Annotated in this window: 16 protein-coding genes; 8 read left to right on the top strand and 8 right to left on the bottom strand. The window is 47.6% G+C overall.

Annotation, left to right across the window (positions count from 1 at the left end):
• The first annotated feature begins 4 nt into the window (after positions 1-4).
• The gene (locus C1714_RS06090) at positions 5-3,391 is read left to right on the top strand and encodes a type I restriction endonuclease (RefSeq protein ID WP_102342349.1); all 3,387 of its coding nucleotides are present in this window, start codon (positions 5-7) and stop codon (positions 3,389-3,391) included.
• Positions 3,392-3,417: 26 nt separating this feature from the next.
• Positions 3,418-4,974, top strand: coding sequence for an ISL3 family transposase (locus tag C1714_RS06095; RefSeq protein WP_102342350.1), 1,557 nt, complete (start codon positions 3,418-3,420; stop codon positions 4,972-4,974).
• 18 nt (positions 4,975-4,992) lie between these two features.
• Here the strand turns inward: C1714_RS06095 and C1714_RS06100 are convergent, their stop codons facing one another.
• From C1714_RS06100 to C1714_RS06110, 3 genes are read right to left on the bottom strand one after another with little or no spacing between them, the layout of a single operon-like run.
• Entirely contained in the window at positions 4,993-5,901 is a 909-nt protein-coding gene (locus C1714_RS06100) for a tyrosine-type recombinase/integrase (RefSeq protein ID WP_102342351.1), read from the bottom strand.
• Positions 5,894-6,844 carry a tyrosine-type recombinase/integrase gene (locus C1714_RS06105; protein ID WP_102342352.1) on the bottom strand — a complete coding sequence of 317 codons (951 nt, stop codon included), beginning with the start codon at positions 6,842-6,844 and terminating at the stop codon, positions 5,894-5,896. Before C1714_RS06105 ends, C1714_RS06100 begins: the two co-directional genes overlap by 8 nt.
• Positions 6,841-8,055: a tyrosine-type recombinase/integrase gene (locus tag C1714_RS06110; RefSeq protein ID WP_102342353.1), complete on the bottom strand. Its 1,215-nt coding sequence runs from the start codon at positions 8,053-8,055 to the stop codon at positions 6,841-6,843. Before C1714_RS06110 ends, C1714_RS06105 begins: the two co-directional genes overlap by 4 nt.
• 183 nt (positions 8,056-8,238) lie before the next feature.
• Here C1714_RS06110 and C1714_RS06115 point away from each other — a divergent pair, with 183 nt between their 5' ends.
• Both C1714_RS06115 and C1714_RS06120 read left to right on the top strand, forming a co-directional pair.
• Positions 8,239-8,871: a group II intron maturase-specific domain-containing protein gene (locus C1714_RS06115; protein WP_280952012.1), complete on the top strand. Its 633-nt coding sequence runs from the start codon at positions 8,239-8,241 to the stop codon at positions 8,869-8,871.
• A gap of 195 nt (positions 8,872-9,066) precedes the next feature.
• A complete protein-coding gene (locus C1714_RS06120; protein ID WP_102342355.1) occupies positions 9,067-9,360 on the top strand; it encodes an HU family DNA-binding protein in 294 nt (97 codons plus the stop codon).
• A 105-nt stretch (positions 9,361-9,465) separates the two neighbouring features.
• Here C1714_RS06120 and C1714_RS06125 read toward each other — a convergent pair whose 3' ends face one another.
• From C1714_RS06125 to C1714_RS06145, 5 genes are read right to left on the bottom strand one after another with little or no spacing between them, the layout of a single operon-like run.
• Entirely contained in the window at positions 9,466-9,981 is a 516-nt protein-coding gene (locus C1714_RS06125) for a YcxB family protein (RefSeq protein ID WP_167849949.1), read from the bottom strand.
• On the bottom strand, positions 9,941-10,804 hold the full coding sequence (locus C1714_RS06130; protein WP_102342357.1) for a hypothetical protein: 864 nt from the start codon (positions 10,802-10,804) through the stop codon (positions 9,941-9,943). Before C1714_RS06130 ends, C1714_RS06125 begins: the two co-directional genes overlap by 41 nt.
• A 5-nt stretch (positions 10,805-10,809) precedes the next feature.
• Entirely contained in the window at positions 10,810-11,391 is a 582-nt protein-coding gene (locus C1714_RS06135) for a hypothetical protein (RefSeq protein ID WP_102342358.1), read from the bottom strand.
• Positions 11,358-11,975, bottom strand: a complete 618-nt coding sequence (locus C1714_RS06140; protein ID WP_102342359.1) for a hypothetical protein — start codon at positions 11,973-11,975, stop codon at positions 11,358-11,360. The genes C1714_RS06135 and C1714_RS06140 overlap by 34 nt, the downstream gene beginning before the upstream one ends.
• Positions 11,972-12,967, bottom strand: coding sequence for a LacI family DNA-binding transcriptional regulator (locus tag C1714_RS06145; RefSeq protein ID WP_102342360.1), 996 nt, complete (start codon positions 12,965-12,967; stop codon positions 11,972-11,974). The genes C1714_RS06140 and C1714_RS06145 overlap by 4 nt, the downstream gene beginning before the upstream one ends.
• A 381-nt stretch (positions 12,968-13,348) precedes the next feature.
• Here C1714_RS06145 and C1714_RS06150 point away from each other — a divergent pair, with 381 nt between their 5' ends.
• The 4 genes from C1714_RS06150 to C1714_RS06165 all read left to right on the top strand — a co-directional run bounded on the left by C1714_RS06150 (position 13,349) and on the right by C1714_RS06165 (position 18,466).
• Entirely contained in the window at positions 13,349-14,278 is a 930-nt protein-coding gene (locus C1714_RS06150) for an ABC transporter permease (RefSeq protein WP_102342361.1), read from the top strand.
• Positions 14,279-14,299: 21 nt separating this feature from the next.
• Complete coding sequence (locus C1714_RS06155) at positions 14,300-15,217, top strand: carbohydrate ABC transporter permease (RefSeq protein WP_102342362.1); 918 nt, start codon at positions 14,300-14,302, stop codon at positions 15,215-15,217.
• A 54-nt stretch (positions 15,218-15,271) separates the two neighbouring features.
• Positions 15,272-16,915: a type 2 periplasmic-binding domain-containing protein gene (locus C1714_RS06160; RefSeq protein WP_210115263.1), complete on the top strand. Its 1,644-nt coding sequence runs from the start codon at positions 15,272-15,274 to the stop codon at positions 16,913-16,915.
• A 72-nt stretch (positions 16,916-16,987) separates the two neighbouring features.
• Complete coding sequence (locus tag C1714_RS06165) at positions 16,988-18,466, top strand: glycoside hydrolase family 32 protein (protein ID WP_102342363.1); 1,479 nt, start codon at positions 16,988-16,990, stop codon at positions 18,464-18,466.
• Positions 18,467-18,551 lie beyond the last annotated feature (85 nt).

The following is an 18,551-nucleotide window of genomic DNA, read 5'->3' on the forward strand; positions in this document are numbered from 1 at the left end:
AGATATGGACGATACATTACATCTTGAAACAGAGTTTGAACAGTACATCACCCGCAAGCTGAAAGGACTCAGCGACAGTGGCGAATGGATGGTCAGCGACAATGATGCTGGCTATGACCGTGAGCATGCCCTCTACTTCCCCGATTTCGTGGAGTTCCAGCGCAGGCTCGACCCGGACAAGCTGGCAAAGATGCAGGAACGGCTCGGTTCTACCTTTGAACTGAACGTTGTAAAACGGCTGGTTGCCTCCCTGGAAGCCAATGGAACGGTTCAGACGCTCCGCAAGGGCTTTCCGTATGCCGGATTCCAGACGATTACCTGCTGTGCTGAATGCCCCGACAACCCGCTGATTCGCGGCGCAGATGAGGCTTACAAGGCCAATATCCTGCGTGTCATGCGTCAGGTACATTACCAGACTGCCGGAGAGAAGTCCCTGGATCTCGTGTTCTTCATCAACGGTATTCCTGTGGCTACGGCTGAAATCAAGACTGAAATGACACAGACCGTCCGCGATGCCGTTGAAGAATACCAGAACGAACGCAAGCCGATTGAGCCCAAGACTGGCAGGAAGAACTATCTGCTCATGTTCAAGCGCGGTGCAGTCGTTCATTTTGCTATTTCCGAGAATGAAATCTGGATGTGCACCAACCTTGAAGGCAGAAAGCCGAAGTTCCTGCCGTTCAACCGTGGTACGGAAGACGGCCACGCAGGCAATCCGCCGATGAAGGCTGGAGACAAGGACTACCCGACAGGCTACTTCTGGAATGACATCTGCCAGCGTGACCACTGGCTCAGAATCTTCCTGCACTATATCTTTGTCAGAACAGACAAGAAGGAAGACGCTACAGGCAGGCTCAAGGATGTCACCACACAGTATTTCCCCCGTTTCCATCAGTGGGACTGTGTAACGAAGATCATCGCAGACGTGAAGGACAAGGGTGTTGGCAAGTCCTACCTTGTGGAGCACAGCGCAGGTTCCGGCAAGACCAATACGATTTCGTGGCTGGCAGACCAGCTGATCCGCCTCAGACAGCCGAATGGGGACAAGACGTTTGACTCCGTGGTCATCATTTCTGACAGAAACAGCCTGGACACCAACATCAAGGGAACTATCGGTCAGGTTGAGAAGACCACCGGAATTGTTGAAATGATCGGCGGTACAGCGGATAAGCGTACCAACGGTGCCAAGAACAAGGCTCTGGTGCAGGCATTGCATGACAAGCGGGAGATCATCGTAGTTACGCTGCAGACCTTTCCTTATGCCTTTGAAGCGATTGCCAATGACAAGGAACTGATCGGCTCCCACTATGCCGTCATCATTGATGAGGCGCACTCTTCACAGACAGGCATCGACGCTGCCAAGTTGAAAGGCGCACTGAAGCTGGCACATGATGAGAAGAAGCTCGAAGGCGATGAGAACGGTGAAATCACCGATGAAGAGATCATCAATGCCTATATTAAGCAGGAACAGGCAGGGCGTGCAAACCCTGAGAATGTGTCATTCTTTGCCTTCACTGCTACGCCAAAGGCTGAAACAATGACGCTGTTCGGCACGCCAAGCGACAGGATTGACGAGAAGACAGGCGAACCTGTACCTGTATCCTTTCACAAGTATCCGATGCGCCAGGCCATTGAGGAAGGCTATATTCTGGACGTTCTAGAAGGATACATGCCTTACAAGACAGCATATCAGATCAGCCAGACCAATAAGGCTGAAGACCACAAGCTCTATGATTCCCGCAAGGCCAAGAAGACCATCGCACAGTGGATGTCTCTGCATCCTACCAACGTGAAGCAGAAGGCAAAGTTCATTGTGGATCACTTCGTGAAGAACGTAGCCCCGCTGCTTGACGGCGATGCCAAAGCCATGGTTGTCACGGATTCAAGAGCCGCTGTTGTCCGCTACAAATACGCCATTTCCGCATACCTTGACGCTCACCCTGAATACAATCAGAACCGTGTTCTGAGCAATCTGCGCTTCAAGGTGCTTGGTGAGCCATTGGTTGCCTTCTCCGGCAAGCTGAACGGTGAAAAGGCAGTTCATCCCGATGACGGTGAGTTCGAGACGGATGCGGACTATCTGCAGAATCCGTTTGCCATGATCAAGAAGGATTACGACTACACCGAAGACAACATGAACAACATTGATGTCTCCATTGAGAGTGCCTTCAATGAGAAGATGTACCGCATGCTTATCGTGGCAAACAAGTACCAGACAGGCTTTGACCAGCCGAAGCTGTGCGCCATGTATGTTGATAAGCCTATGCAGAACGATATTGAAATTGTACAGACGTATTCCAGGCTCAACAGGACGCATTCCGGCAAGGATAAGGTATTTATCGTCGATTTCGTAAATGACCCTGAAACCGTAATCAATGCGTTCAGGAAGTACGATACAGGCGCACAGATGGAGTCTGCACAGAACAAGGATATCGTGTATGAGATCAAGTCCAACCTTGATGATTCCAGCATCTATTCCACCATGGAATACACAACCTACAAGAACGTCCGCTATCAGAGCATTCTGAGCATGGGCGATGCCTCAAAGGATGATGAGAACCGCAAGAAGCTGTATGCCTGCCTTTCCGCTCCGGCAGAAAGATGGTCAGACCTCTACAAGGCACAGAGAAATGCCGTCATCACATGGCATGAAACATATCTGAAGGCCAAGGAAGCAGGCAACACAGACATGATGAAGCGTGCGGAAGACAAGATCGACGAAGCACAGAAGCAGATTGACGTTCTCTCTACCTTCCGCAAGAACCTCAGAAAGTACTGCAAGGCATATACCTACATCAGCCAGATTGTGGATCTCGATGACCCGGAGCTGGAAATCTTCTACGGCTTCTGCACACTGCTGAGCCACAGGATCAACGGCGATGATGGTTCTGAGGTGGATATCAACAGTCTTGTCATGTCCGACTACCGCATCAACAAGCTGGATGTACCGGATGACCCGGACGATCATCACACTCTGAGACCGATGACCGCCGGGCACATGACAAGCGGCGGCAAGCAGGAAGAGCTGGATGACATCATCCGTCAGATCAACCTCATCTGGGGCGAGGATACACCTGCCGAGGAAGGCGCTGAAGTCCTCAACGCCATCGCAGACAAGGTGTCTGCCGACGAAGTATCCCGCACACAGATCCGCAACAGCAGCAATTCCAAGGATGCCATCATCCAGGATGGAAGGCTGGCACGCATTGTTACAATGGCAGCCATGCAGTTAAAGGGCGAGGAATTCACGGCTATGGTCAATAAGATTCTGAATGACCCGCAGTCCTTCAATGCCCTTCTGCCTATCATTTACGATCTCGTGAATAACAAGCAGCGTTTCGATGTTGAAGCTGTCCAGAAGGCTGACAGAGACAGCAGGAAGAAGAAGTAACCGACAGCCGGGAAGGAGGTTTGCGGATGCCAAGGAAACCAAAAGGCAGCGGTGAAATCACTGTCACTGACCCGGAATTAGTCAAAGAGCTGTTCGGCGTTTATCCGGCAAATGCTCGGTTTATTCATGAAGCCCATGAAACCGGAACTCGCACGATAAACGGGGTGGAAACAACGGTTGAGCAGACAATCCGGGAATTTGAGCTGGCATATGCCGGAGAAGTACCGGATATCTGCCCGAAATGCGGAGCGAAGATGTCTAAGCACGACAACCGGACTGTTACGGTCAGTGATACACCGAATGGCGGAAAACCAACACGGCTATATGTGACAGTGCCCCGGAAGCGCTGCAGCAATCCTGACTGCCGGTACATCTGGAAGGCGGAAATGGAAGGTATTGATGGCAAACGGAAGATCACGACACGGGCAGAATGCTCAATTGTAGAACAGTGCGTTCGGAACACTTTTGAAGAAGTCGGACGCAACTACCCGATGACAAGCGTATCAATACTGAATATCTTTTCGGACTTCATAGGCAGCCACGGGGAGATCATGCAGTTCCGTATGCCGGAATACCTGGGCATTGATGAAATCAAGGTCAATGGCAGGTTCATCACCGTCATGACCAACCTTGAGAAACACACCATGTACGACCTGCTGGAAAAACGCACACAGGACTTCCTGGAAGATCATTTCGCATCACTGCCGTTATCAGAGCGTGAGAAAGTCCGGTGGGTGTGCAGCGACATGTACAGGCCGTTCAAGAAACCGATTGGTGCATATCTGCCGAACGCAAAATGGGCGATTGACCACTTCCATGTGGTGATGAAGGCCAACCTTGCCGTGGATGAGATACGGAAGAATATTCAGTCAAAGTATCCTGGCAAGACTGGGCCGAAGTTCAAGCATGGCCCTGCATATACGCTCAGAAAGCGTCTGAAAGACCTTGACGCAGATGAGGCAGACGCAATCAGGTGGATGAGAGATGACCCAGACCTGAGCCCATTGGCAACCGCTTATGACATCAAGGAAGACTTCTTTAACATCTACGATGAGAACCAGGCTTCCAAGGAGAATGCAGAACAGGCGTTTGCGGACTGGGAGGCAAATCTGCCGCCTGCACCGGAAGATGAGCATGAAGAAGACATTTATGCCCCGTTCCGTGAGCTTGCGGCAACCGTGCATAACTTCTACGAGCCGATATTTGCCATATGGGACTGCGACATTGCCATATCCAACGGCTATACCGAGTGCAGCAACCGTTTGACAAGAGAAACACACCTCAGAGGGCGGGGATATTCATTTGATACGCTGCGTGCCAAGGTTCTGCTCCGCAATGTCAATATTGAGAAGGCAATCAGGGAAGGCTCTGCCGATTATGATGGTCCTGTGCTTACTGAGAACAACATGTCCAGCCTGCAGTATTACGAGCAGACGGCCAACGACGGGTATGACCTCACAGCCCAGGCTTATTCAGCCGATGGGCATACGTTCGATAGTGAAACAGGCGAACTGCTCGATGACAGCACTGAGCAGACAGACAGCAATAACCTTAATATAACGGATGACAAGGAATCGTTCTGAACAGGAACGGTTCTTTTCTTATCTTAAATAAGTGGTGGAAATGTGTTCATGACCAAGTAACTGCTGAATATGAGTAAGTGGAACCCCTGAAAGATATAAATCCATAGCACGTGTTTTCCTTAACATATGGCAATGGGAATCCTCAGGCATATTATTTCCTTTCATTGCACACTCAGCCGCATATTTTTTAATGAGTTTTTCTAAAGTATCTGATGATAATGCGTGTTTCTGTCCGTGTAATCTGGAATAAAACAACGGACTTTCAGATTTCATATCCGAATTATGGAACTCCTTAAGGTATCGTCTAAGATGGAGAACTGTTTTCTCCATAAGCGGAATATTACGATATTTGCGTCCTTTCCCCAACAATGTCACATAAGGGACTTTCGCATCAAGATGAAGATCACATAGTCTTACATGTAGAACCTCCGCCACCCTGGCTGCTGTGTCATACATGAAAATAAAAATCATTTTATTGCGACGCCCCGTTCTGCTATTTTGAGGAGGCGCATTCAATAGTGCTTTTGTTTCTTCTGGCTCGAAATATTCTATGGGTTTGTTCTCTACTGTTACTCCAACGATTTTACATGCGTCTGTATAAATTGGCATAATCCACAGATAATTCTGAGATGCATATTCCAATAAGGATCGTATCGCTGTCATGCGAAGATTACATGTCTTTGGAGCTAATTTGCGCTCTTTAATCATCCATGCTTGATAGCCCGTCAGTGTCTCTTTGTCAAAATGATTGAAAGTGATTGCATTGCGTTTGATATTGATTTCGTTTTCAAGATAATCAATAAAACAGTTCAAACAATTGCGATAGCTCTCAACCGTATTCATGCTTACTTGCCGAATTTCTTTTAAATGATGATCCAAATAGGTACGTGCTGTATTCCAGAATATTGCGGTCTCTTTTTTACTCATCAGATACCTCCGGGATACGATCGTTCAAAGACATTGCAAGATCTTGGTAATCATTATAGAAATCCGGAACGAATCTGAAATAATACAAAGTATGTTTGATACAGTTATGTCCCATATATCTCATCAGATATGGAAGCATTGCGTTAACATCGACGCCTTCTCTAACCCAGCTATTAATCGTTGCCCACGCAAAGTGATGCCTGAAATCGTATAAACGTGGATATTTCCCGATCCATTCAGGGAATGCGGTCTTCCACACGATTTGGAAGTGATAAACAATAGCGCTAACCGAATAATGCCGGTCAATATCACTTGGAAAGAAATACTTTCGGTTTGGAAACATGGCACGTATATGTCGATCATACTGAGTCAGGTAATCAGCTAGTTCATTACTGATAAATAATCTGCGGCTGACTGGTCCTTTTGACTGAAGAATATCAATATAGTTTTCCTCCAGATTGACATTTTTCGAAAGAAGTATTCTTCCTTCTTTCGGTCTGACACCACAACAGTATAGAAATCGGAAGAATGCGGGAATTACGAGTTTGCTTGGATATTTTCCGGAGGCGTTATAATAGCTGTCACATTCATTAAAGAAAAGAGATATTTCTTCTTCTGATAGAAAGTACGGAGGATCCGGATTCAGTTTTGGCATCTGTTTTGCAGGGATAATATACGCATCTTTCAACCCCAGATTATAAAGATACCGAGAGAATTCTCGCAGAGGTGCCATCGCGTTATGAAGGCCACCTGACTGGCCTTGATAAAGATTCAGAAAAGAATCTGTACTGTCTTTGTCAGGTACCAAAACATCCGGATAATTTTCTGACATATAGGAGCGGTATTTATTGAGATACCGTTCAGCTGTTTTGTAGTCGTAACCCAGGCTTCGTTTGTAAACAATGAAGTCATTAAGCCGCAAATTTAAACTGGTCTCCTTCATACTTTATCACCAGCTTTAGGCACCCGCAGTGTTAAAGATGCCATAGTCTTCTGGTCAGTCGCAATATACACCATTGTAGAATCCGGGTTATTATGACCAAGACCATCTGAAATTACAGGCAAAGGTACGCCTTTACGAACCATTCTTGATGCGGCGTTATGTCGAAACATACGGGTTCCTGTAAGACGATTGTTAATTTCAACTCCGGAAGCACATACAACATTTCTGACAATGTGCCAAGTATTGTTCAATTTGATATGCGGAGCGTTCTTGGAAAGAAAAAAGTATTTTTCATCGCAAATAGGACGCTCTTTCAAAAGGTAATCAACCATGGCATTGCCGAAAGATGAACGAATCGGCAAATTTAAAGATCTTCGTGTTTTGGACTGAACAATAGATATAACACTATGTTTCCAGTCAACATCAGAAAGCTTAAGATTACAGATATCACAGCCTCTGATTCCCGTTTCAAATGAAAGCAGGCAAATGGCTTTATCACGGAATGAAATATCCGAAGAGATCAAGTGATTTTTAATCAGGTCACATTCTTCATCAGTATAAACATCAATGATATCTCGCTTGCGCCGCATTCTTGACGGAATCTCAAGTCTGTATTTTTGAATTTCGGGAAATATTTCATAAAATCGTCTCATCCCGGAAATTGCAGTCGTCAGGCTTGACGGATCATAATGTTTTTCAAGCATATCTTCGATTGCGTTGATGGTATCACCAGCCTGAATATCCGATAAGTTTTGATATCCGAGTGAAGACATGTATTCCAGAAGATATCTCATAGGTGCTCGATTTTTTATCAGCGAAGCTTTACTTAAGCCTAACGACTCTTCATACAAATCATATTGGTGTAAAACCTCTAACAGTCCCTCGGAGATGTGCTCTTCAATAGGAATACTGTATTTTTTAATCACTGCAGTTCCCGTCGCTAGATATGATTGAATGAAGCGAATACAGCGATTGTTTTCGAGATATCTTTCATGTCTATATTCACCGGTTCTTGAGTTTTTATCATCAGCCAAAAAATGATCGATAAGTTCTTGTGTAAGATGTGTAGTTTCAAGTTGATCTGCAAGTCTTAAGAGTCTATTGCAGGTATAGCGAAAATTTTTGATATATGAATCTGGATGTCCGTTCTCATGTTGGCATTTAATAACTCCATCAATAGCCTCCTGCAGAGTAATACTGTTATCATGCATATTGCAAAACCTCCTACTACAAGTTTGTAATAGGAATCTCAAATACTATAGAGCAAAAAAAACTATACCGAAGTTTCTTGAGCAAAGTATCCATAATTACTGGGTTTGGTCATAAATTTCGGTATAGTTTAAACTTCGGCATAATCTGCGCTATACCGAATTCGGTATAGTGCGGATGACTGCATTATCTGTGTAAGGAGTGAAGTGGCGGCCAACAGAGTGATGCATTCTGTCACGAACTGGCTGGAGAAACACCTCAGGGTTAAGGTCAATGCCACGAAGACAAAAGTGGCAAGACCGGACCAATGCAAGTATCTCGGATATACCTTCTACTGGAAAGACGGGAAATGGAGGCCAAAGCCTCATATCAAGTCAATTCAGAAGCTGAAGAGCAACCTTGAACCACTGCTCCGGAGAAACTGGGGCGTGTCGCTGAAATACCGGATTGAGAAGATCAATCAGGTTACTAGAGGCTGGCTGAACTACTTCAGGCTGGGAGAAGGTATGAAAGGGGTGCTGAGAGAACTGGATAAGAAGATCAGAATCCATTTGCGGATGATCCTATGGAAACAATGGAAGACGATCAGAAACAGAGCTAACCACCTCTATTATCTGAACCCCCGCCATCTTAGATTCAACAAGGTGGCGTTGAGGACAGAGTGCTGGAAATTGGCTAACTCACGCAAAGGCTACTACCGGATCGGAAGGATATTAAGTACATGGATACCGAATAGCCTGCTGAAACAGGAAGGGCTTGTTAACCTTGAGGAGTATCACAACAATCTAGCAATTCAGTTACATATGTCGATTTGTTGAACCGCCGGACGCCGAACGGCTCCTCCGGTGGTGTGGGAGGATCACAATCTGGGGACTATTCATGTCCTCAGATTCCTACCCGATCATTTTCAAAACAATGTATTCAGAGTATGATAGGAAAGCGGATTCAGTAAAGCCTCATTTCATACGGAAATCTGGGCTTTTCTGATTATCCGGTTCCGGGAGAATATTCATATGGTCAATACAATCTGCAACAAGTCTGTAAAGGATCTTGTAAACCGTGTCTGCGCTGAAACGGGACTGTCCCGCAAGAAAGCCCAGGAAGCGGTCGCTGCCGTATTTGCGGAGATCAGCGATATATTGGAGGAAAACGGTGCTGTCAACGTTCCGGGCTTCGGCAAGTTTGAGAATACGGAGCGCAAGGAAAGAACAGGCATCAATCCTGCAACAAGAGAGAAGATCCTGATTCCGGCAGCCAAGACACCGCGTTTCAAGCCGAGCTCCAAGCTGAAGGAAAAGATCAAGTAAGCTGCACAATGTGCAGTTTTATTCTGAAAAGAATGAAATCTGGACTTTCGTAGACAGACCTGCTGGCCTGTCCCGGAAATCCGGATATTTTTATGTCTTGAATGATTACTGAGAGTTCATCAGGTTCTCCACACGGGAGATGACCTGGTCTGCAGAAAGGGGTGAAAAGCCGTTCTGATCAAGGATGATGGCTCTCTGGTCATTGCTGTAGAGGATGATCAGGTGATCCGTGTACTGAACCCGGATCAGATCACGGTATTTCATGATTGTCTCTGAACCGTTGCTGTTTATGGCCAGGCAGTCCGTAAAGAACTGCGTTGTCCGCTGTGGTGTTCCCTGTCCTTCCCGCAGATCCTTGTATCTTGCTCTGGCTCTGGCTTTTGGATAGATGACCATCATCCAGACGAGGGTCATGGTGACGATCAGGATTTCACCAAACAGGAACAGCATGTTCATGTGCATCAATTCCATAATGGCTAAGGAAACGAGTATCAGGACAATACCGGCAATGCCAAGTTTCCTGACACTTTTCTGATAGGATTCCGGCTGGGCAGCACGGCTGGCTTCCTGGAAAAGCCTCTCAGTCAGTGTGAGATGATTTTCTGCGAATGGCTTCGGCATGTTCTTCACTCTCCTCTTTCTGCATTCTTTCGACCCATTCCTCATCCGTTTCATATTCCGGAATCTGTCCGGGGAATGCTTTCCTGATGCTGTCTTCAATATGGAACGAAGAATCCAGTGCAGGATACAGCAGATGCATTGCCACAAGATCCGGCCACCAGAATCCGATCACTGGAATCAGGAAGAAGGACCACGGCATAAGGACAATCACGATGATCCAGAAGGCAAACTTCACAAGTGCTGCAATCAGTATCTTTGTACGGTACTTCAACAGGAAAAGCAGGCTGTTCTGAAGACGGATGCTGTTCTTCTGATCGAAGAGCACCAGCTGCGGCCAGTAGGTCAGAAAGAACACCATGACAATAAAGACACCAAGGAGGTAGACAATCAGCGTCCCGGCGCTTGGTGTCCTGGAAGCCCAGGAAAACATACCGATCATGAACAGCTGCAGACCGGTAAGAAGGCAGAAGATCATTCCCGGTATCATTGCCTGGCGTGCATTCTGAATCCATGCATGCCTGTATTCTTCCGGAAATGTGCCTCCTGCATCCCGCAGGGAACGCAGGATGATGTCATACATGCAGGCAAGACCTGGGCCGGCAAGCAGTCCACTAAGGGCACAAAGCGGGATCAGAAGCAGTAACGAACTTGTGGAAACGGAAAGCAGGACGCTTATGGCAAAGGGAAGAAAGCACAAGGCTGTCATCAGGTTTGCCAGGAAGAATTTCCTGTGATCCCGGCCGATGACTTCCTTGTAGCGATCCAGCCCGCTCAGTCTTCCGCCATCACCTGCACTTGCATAATCCGGATGGAACATGTTCATAAGATTCACTCCTCAACCTTGCAGCGGTCCAGAACGTATGCCAGAGCCTCGCTTCCATCTTCAGCAAATGCATCTGTCATGGAAAGCTCAACAAGGACTGTGGCATGCTCAGCGGCAGTCAGTGCACTGATGCCATGAGCATAGGGGGTATCTTCACTCTTATAGGTATAGGTCAGGACTTTCCAGGTTCTGCCATTGTATGTCTTTTTCTCTTCATCGGATATTTCGTATGTGCTTTCTGCTCTTGCAAGAAGGTTGGCCATAATGTTTTCTGAGCTCTCTGCACTGTCAGCTTCCTGCACCAGCATGTAAAGCTGTGCATCATAGTAGTCCGTTTCCTTGTTCCCGATGATAATGGACTGCTGCTTGCCGGAAGTCCAGGCTGTATAGAACAGATTGTCTGAAGCCAGAGAATCATTCTGGTTCTGGATTTCAAATCCGTGCGGGACGTCTTCCACTTCAACATATGTACCGATTTTCCACGGCCCTGACTTCGAAGGCTCTGGTTTTTTTAATTCCGGCACACATCCGGCAGAAAGGAGTGCCAGGATGCTCAGGATGCCGATTGCTTTCTTAACTGATTCCATAACTGTTCACATTCCTCATCATATTGGCAGCGTTTGTCTGATTCATAGTACCTGTGTCCGATGGACAGACCGGCAAGATGCTCAATGCTGCAGTCCGGGTCTAGTGCTTTCCAGGAGATGACCTTGTCATCTGCGCGGAAGTCAGACGCGGAAGGGATGGAACCATCCATTCCGGCAAGGATCTGGTAGTCCGCCTGGACTTTGCCTGCATCTTCCATCAGGAAGAAGTAGCTCTGACAATCTTCCATATCTGCCATGATGGTGACATAGGAGGCATAGGAATAGGTCGGGGCTTCAATGGCACTGGCGTATTTACCACTCAGATACTGGTTGATCTGGATGATTGCCTTTCCATCATGATTGAAATCGGTATCGTATGCTTCAAGGACATTCTGAATCTCAGCGTGTTCTTCTTCATTCAACGGAAAATCGCCGGTATAGGCAATCTGTATATCCGGTTTTGGTGTGGAGAGCTTGCGGGCGAGCGTACGGATGATTCCACCGATCACAAGAGTGGCAACAATGACATACCACTTGTAGTAGTACCACCAGTTCTTCCACCAGGCTTTTGAATATCTTTTCATAATAATTTCCTGGTAGTGCCTCCTTCGGCAAATTCAACCGGCAGACAGATCAGCGGCGGGGTGATGCCTTCTCCGAACGCATTGGTGAGAAGAGCAACGGCAGTATCCGCAATCGCCTGAACGGGCTGAATGATGGTGGAGCATTTCAGATTTCCGATACCGAATTCACGGACACCATCAAAGCCGATCATCTGTACATCCTCCGGTACGGAGATATGCATATCCTTCAGCGTATCCATGACCTGTCTTACAATAAGGTCCGTGCAGCAGAAGATGCCATCGAAATCGAGCTTTCCATCATGGATATGCTGCTTCAGGAAATCGGTATAGAATCCATCCGGTCCATCCTGGACAACGATGGAATCAAATGGGATATTCATGAAACGGCAGGCATTCTCAAATCCCGAGTAGCGTTTGGCAGGCTCATTGGCAAGGGAAGAGACAGATCCGATATAGGCAAGACTTGTACAGCCATGATGGATCAGTTCCCTGACGGCAAGCTGACCTCCACCGTAATTGTCACTTGCAACTGTCGGGATGCCCTGGCCTAGAACACGGTCAATGGCAATGAATGTGTATGGATTGTGGATCTTCAGGTCAGGATCATAGGTCAGTGCGATGACACCGTCTGCCTTGTTCTGGTCGACCAGATCCAGGGCATACTGTTCCGCATCCGGGTTGCCGTCTGCGCAGCAGACCATCATATTGAGTCCTTTCTGGGAAAGGGAATGATTCAATGCATTGCCCAGAGCGGCAAAGTAGGGGCGGGCAAGATTAGGAAGCAGCACGGCTACCATGCCGGTACGGCTGGTGCGAAGCCCGCGTGCATAATTGTTAACACGGTAATTCAGTTTCTTGATTGCCCGTTCTACCTTGACACGGTATTCTTCACCGACCGGGATTCCCCGGACCACCTTTGAGACTGTGCCAAGGGCAACGCCTGCTTCGTTGGCAACATCCTTCATCGTTGGGTTCTTTTCTTCAGATGTCATGACATTTTCCTCTATCCATATGTATTATATGCCAAATACAGTGCTTTCACAGAGAAATTCATGAAATTTGATGAAACGTTACATAGCCACGCTCCAGAAAAAGAAAATTATTGCATTTCTGCATTTGTAAAAGCATACAATATTGCAGGTAAATAAAAAAACATGGCTTAATTATGCACAAAATATAGAATTTCACTGCCGTATGCCACCTGTGAAAGTACCTTTTTATATTTCCAAAAAAGAGAAAATAGTATTGACTGATAGCGCTTACAACGTTACGCTAAGGATGTATGTGGTGAAACGTTGCACGGTGTACACCGACAATGGTTCAGTTCCATCTGTATGCGCAGACAGACGGGCACTCCACATTTGGGAGGAAAAATGGCTGAACACAAGAAAACTGCATTAGCCACAGGTAAGCCTCTGAAGAACCAGATCAAGGAGAACTGGCAGCTGTATCTCATGCTGGCAATTCCATTGATTCTCACCTTGGTCTACAAGTACATTCCGATGTACGGAATTCAGATTGCCTTCCGTGACTACAAGGCCAGCAGAGGCTTTGCAGGGTCCAAATGGGTGGGAATGAAGTGGTTCTCAAGATTCTTCAACTCACCGAATGCAGGAAGAATGATCAAGAACACATTCCTGCTGAGCCTGTATTCGCTTCTGTGGGGCTTCCCTGTACCGATTATTCTCGCTCTGCTCCTGAATCAGCTGGCAAACAAGAAGCTGAAGAGAGTCACCCAGACTGTGCTCTATGCTCCACACTTCATCTCAATCATGATCGTGTGTGGTATGATCCGCATCTTCCTGTCTCCTTCAGGCGGTCTTCTCAACCTGCTCTTGGGAACGCAGACAGATTTCATGGCTGAAGCATCTGCCTTCCGTCCGGTGTACATCATCTCCGGAATCTGGCAGGATGCCGGCTGGGGCTGCATCATCTACCTGGCTACACTGGGCAACATCGACAGTGCACTGTATGAAGCAGCCAAGATCGATGGTGCTTCCCTTTGGCAGAGAGTCAAGAACATTGATATTCCACAGCTCATGCCTACCATCGTCCTGCAGCTGATCATGAGTGCAGGCGGCCTGATGAATGTCGGCTTCGAAAAGGTATGGCTCTTACAGACAGACCTGAACAAGGCAACATCCGATGTCATTGCCGTATATGTCTACCAGCAAGGTATCGAAAACGCCAAGTACAGCTATTCCACAGCTGTCGGTCTGTTCAATACCGTCGTCAACATCATTCTTCTTGTGATCGTCAACAAGGTCTCGAAGAAGCTGAATGATGAAGTGAGCTTCATCTGATGAAAGGGGCTGAGTGAACATATGAGTAAGAAAACAGCTTCACATGGTCAGGGTACAGCTTCCGGTATGTCAGAGAAGAGCGCACAGATACTTCTTATTATTCTGTGCATCGTCATCATCTTCATCGTTGCCTATCCGCTGTACTACGTGCTGATCGCTTCATTCTCCGATCCGTATGACGTCTATGCAGGCAAGACCTTCCTTCTTCCAAGCGGCACTACATCAGCCGGCTACAAGGCAGTCTTTGCAGATGACGGCATCGTCACCGGATATCTGAATTCCATCAAGTACACCGTCATCGGAACGATCTTCTCCGTAGCCATGGTTTTCCTGACAGCCTACCCGTTAAGCTGCCATGACCTGCCGGGAAGAAAATGGATCTCCATCTTCCTGGTCATCACCATGTACTTCGGAGGCGGTCTGATCCCGACATACCTGGTTGTCAAGAAAACAGGGCTGATCAACTCCATCTGGGCATTGTTCCTTCCGGGCGGCGTTGCAGTGGGCAATGCAATCTTGGTCCGCAACTTCTTTGAGACTTCCATCCCGAAGGAAATGAAGGAAGCAGCTGAGATCGACGGTGCATCCAAATGGACAACATTCTATAGGATCATCCTGCCGCTATCCACATCCATGATTGCGGTTATGTCCATCTTCTCGATGGTCGCCTACTGGAACGACTGGTTCACCGCTATGATCTACCTGCCTGATGAAAAGTATGCACCGCTGCCTCTTGTACTGAGAAAAGTCCTCATTAAGTCCAGCGCAACAGCATCCCAGGCAAGCACCATATCCGGCGGCTATGCTGAACTGAATAAACTGACAGAATCCATCAAGTTCGCTTCCATCGTTGTGGCAGCCGCTCCGATGCTGATCATCTATCCGTTCATCCAGGGCTATTTCGAAAAGGGCATGATGGCTGGTGCTGTCAAAGGCTGATCCTTTCATTCAACAAAACAATTACTTCCGAAAAAATTAAGAGAGGAAAGAATAATGAATTACAAGAAATTATCAATCGCATTGCTTTCTGGCATTATGGCAGTTTCCATGGCTGGCTGCGGAGGCGGCGGTGATGCTGCAGACGATGAGCCGAAGACAGGTACAGACCAGACTGAATTTGAAGTCATGTCTGCAATCGGTGCACTGTCTTCCCCGTATGACCAGAAGGAAATCCTGAAGGAACTCCAGGATCAGGCAGGCATTAAGATCAACTGGACGACAAAGTCCGATGACCTTTCTGAGCAGGTTAACATCCGTATCGCCGGCGATGATCTGCCGGATGCTTTCCAGGGTGTCGGTTTCTCCAACTATGATCTGACAAATTATGGTGAAGATGGTACATTCATTGACCTGACACCGTACATCACGGAAGAATATATGCCGAACCTGACCAAGATCCTGGCTGATCATCCGGATATCCGCAAGGCTATCACAATGGATGATGGCAAGATCTATGGTCTGCCTTCTGCAGAGAAGATGGGCACTGCAGCAATCGGTGCTGATCAGGATTACTCAATTTTCACAATCCCGCAGTTCTCCATGATCAACAAGAGATGGCTGGATGAACTGGGACTGGAGATGCCTGAGACACTGGATGAACTCCATGATGTCCTGAAGGCATTCAAGGACAACAACATGGCGCAGAAGGATTACGGTGCTGATACTACAATCCCGATGTCCTTCGGTATGGACCAGTGGTGCTGGGGCCAGAACATCTTCTATGCAGGCTTCGGCTTCACCAACTGGCCGAATGATATCTGCAATGATCTGGAAGTCCAGAAGGACGGCAAGGTCAACTTCGTTTCTGATGATGACAATTACCGTGCAGCCATCACATACTTCCATGACTGGGTTGAGGAAGGCCTGATCGATCAGGAAGCACTTTCCGATCAGTCAGATACCACATACATTTCAAAGTGCCAGCAGGGTGAAGTCGGTGTTGCTACATGGTGGTACATCGAAGAACTCATGGGCGACTATGCCGAGGACTATGTCTTCCTTCCTGTTCTCAAGGGACCTGATGGTGATTATAATGTCACTGTCCGTACCGGTGGCGTTACCAATTCCGGTCAGCTTTCAATCACTTCCAAGTGCGAATCTCCGATCAATCTGCTGAAGTTCTACGATCTCTGGTATGAACCGGAAAACGTAATGCAGCTGCAGTATGGTCCGAAGGATGTCTTCTTCACCGGTCAGGATGCAAACGGTGTATGGCAGTCCATCTCTGACGAGGAAGCAAGGGAGAAGTTCGGCAAGTCTGCTGGAGAAGTCAAGTCTGAATATGAAGTTGCAGGACCGAAGCTGATCCTCTCCGACTACTACAAGAGCACATTCGCTCTTGAACCAAGAGCGGTTGAAAGACTGAACGACCTCAACGATTTCTGGATGCAGTTCGTCAAGGATCCGACAACCTATCCGATTGATGCTGTCTATACTGCGGATGAGCTTGACATCATCGACCAGTACAAGGAAGACTTCCAGAACACAGTCTCTGAAAATGAAGCTATATGGCTCAAGAATGGTGCACCTACCGATGATGAGTGGGAAGCATACAAGGAAAAGCTGAGCGATGACTGCGGCATGGATGAACTTCTCAAGGTTTACCAGGATGTCTACGACAGATATCAGAAGAGCTGAGTGAACTGCTGAACAACAAAGAAGCTGGCAGGGAAACCTGCCGGCTTTCTTCAGAACATAGAAAGGGCCCGTATGAGCTATATCCTACGTGATGCAAGAAAATATGAAGAGATCAACAGCCGGCTGATTGCACAGCGACCTGGATTCCATCTGAGTGCAAGGGTCGGATGGATGAATGATCCCAATGGTTTTTCCTGGTACAAGGGGAGATACCACATGTTCTATCAGTATTACCCCTATCAGACAGAATGGGGTCCCTGCTACTGGGGACATGCTGTCTCGGATGACCTTCTGCATTGGGAATACCTGCCTGCAGCGCTGGCACCGGATCAGCTGTATGACCGCACCGGTGCATTCTCGGGCTGTGCCGTCACCATGGAAGATGGCAGGCAGGCTCTGATCTATACCGGAAATGTCGATGTCGAAATGCCGGATGGTTCATGCCTTCGTGAACAGACGCAGAACATTGCATTCGGTGATGGCATTGACTATGTGAAGTATGAAGGAAATCCGATCATGGACAAGGCCCTGCTTCCAAAGAAGGCTTCCACGATGGATTTCCGAGATCCCAAGGTTTTCCGCCATAACGGTCACTGGTACTGTGTAACAGGCTCACAGAAGTCCTGTGACCACGATGGGCAGCTGCTTCTGTTCCGCAGCGAAGATCTGATCAACTGGCAGTTCGATCATATTCTTGTTGAGAACAAGGGTCGGTTTGGCTTGATGTGGGAGTGTCCGGACTTCTTTGAACTGGATGGAAAGTATGTCGCCATCACATCTCCACAGGACATGCTGCCAAGAGGATTTGAATATCACAATGGCGACGGAACACTTTGCCTGATCGGAAGTGCAGATGAGAATCTGAACTTCACGGAGGAACATGACCAGGCCATTGACTACGGTATTGATTTCTATGCGCCACAGACCATTCTGACACCGGATGGCAGAAGGGTCATGATCGGATGGATGCAGAACTGGGATACCTCCAGGGCAGTCGACCGCAGGATGGACCGCTGGATCGGACAGATGACGCTGCCACGTGAACTGCATTTGATCAACAACCGTCTGTATGAGACTCCGGTCCGCGAACTTGAAAACCTCAGAAGAAACAAGGTTGAGCATCACGGCATCCTTATAGACGACGAAATTGAGCTCCCGGATATCTCCGGAAGAAGGGTGGACTTGACTGTCAGAGTCCGTCCGGTGGAAGCTGAAAATCTGTACAGAAAGTTTGCCATTCACTTTGCAGAAGATGCAGATTTCCATACTACGCTCAGTTTCCATCTGGAGGAAGAAATAACCAAGATCGACCGGAAGCACAGCGGAAGCCGCCGTGCCATCATTCATCAGCGCAGAGCCCTCACACCGTGCGCAAAACCGGGTGAGTGGTCGGTACGCCTGATCCTGGATGACAACAGCGCAGAGGCATTCATCAACAATGGCGAATATGTCATGACCGTATTGATTTATACAAGAATCAGTGCAGATCAGATCTCATTTGTGTGCCAGGGCAAGGCAATCATGGATGTGGAGAAATACGATCTGCAGTAACACATTCGCTTACAGATTCAAGGCCAGAAAGCTTCGCAGCTGGACAGCACTGTATGACAGACTTCCCGTCAACGAGAAAACGGAA

Origin of the sequence: Galactobacillus timonensis (assembly GCF_900240265.1) — a bacterium.
Taxonomy (GTDB): Bacteria; Bacillota_I; Bacilli_A; order Erysipelotrichales; family Erysipelotrichaceae; genus Bulleidia; species Bulleidia timonensis.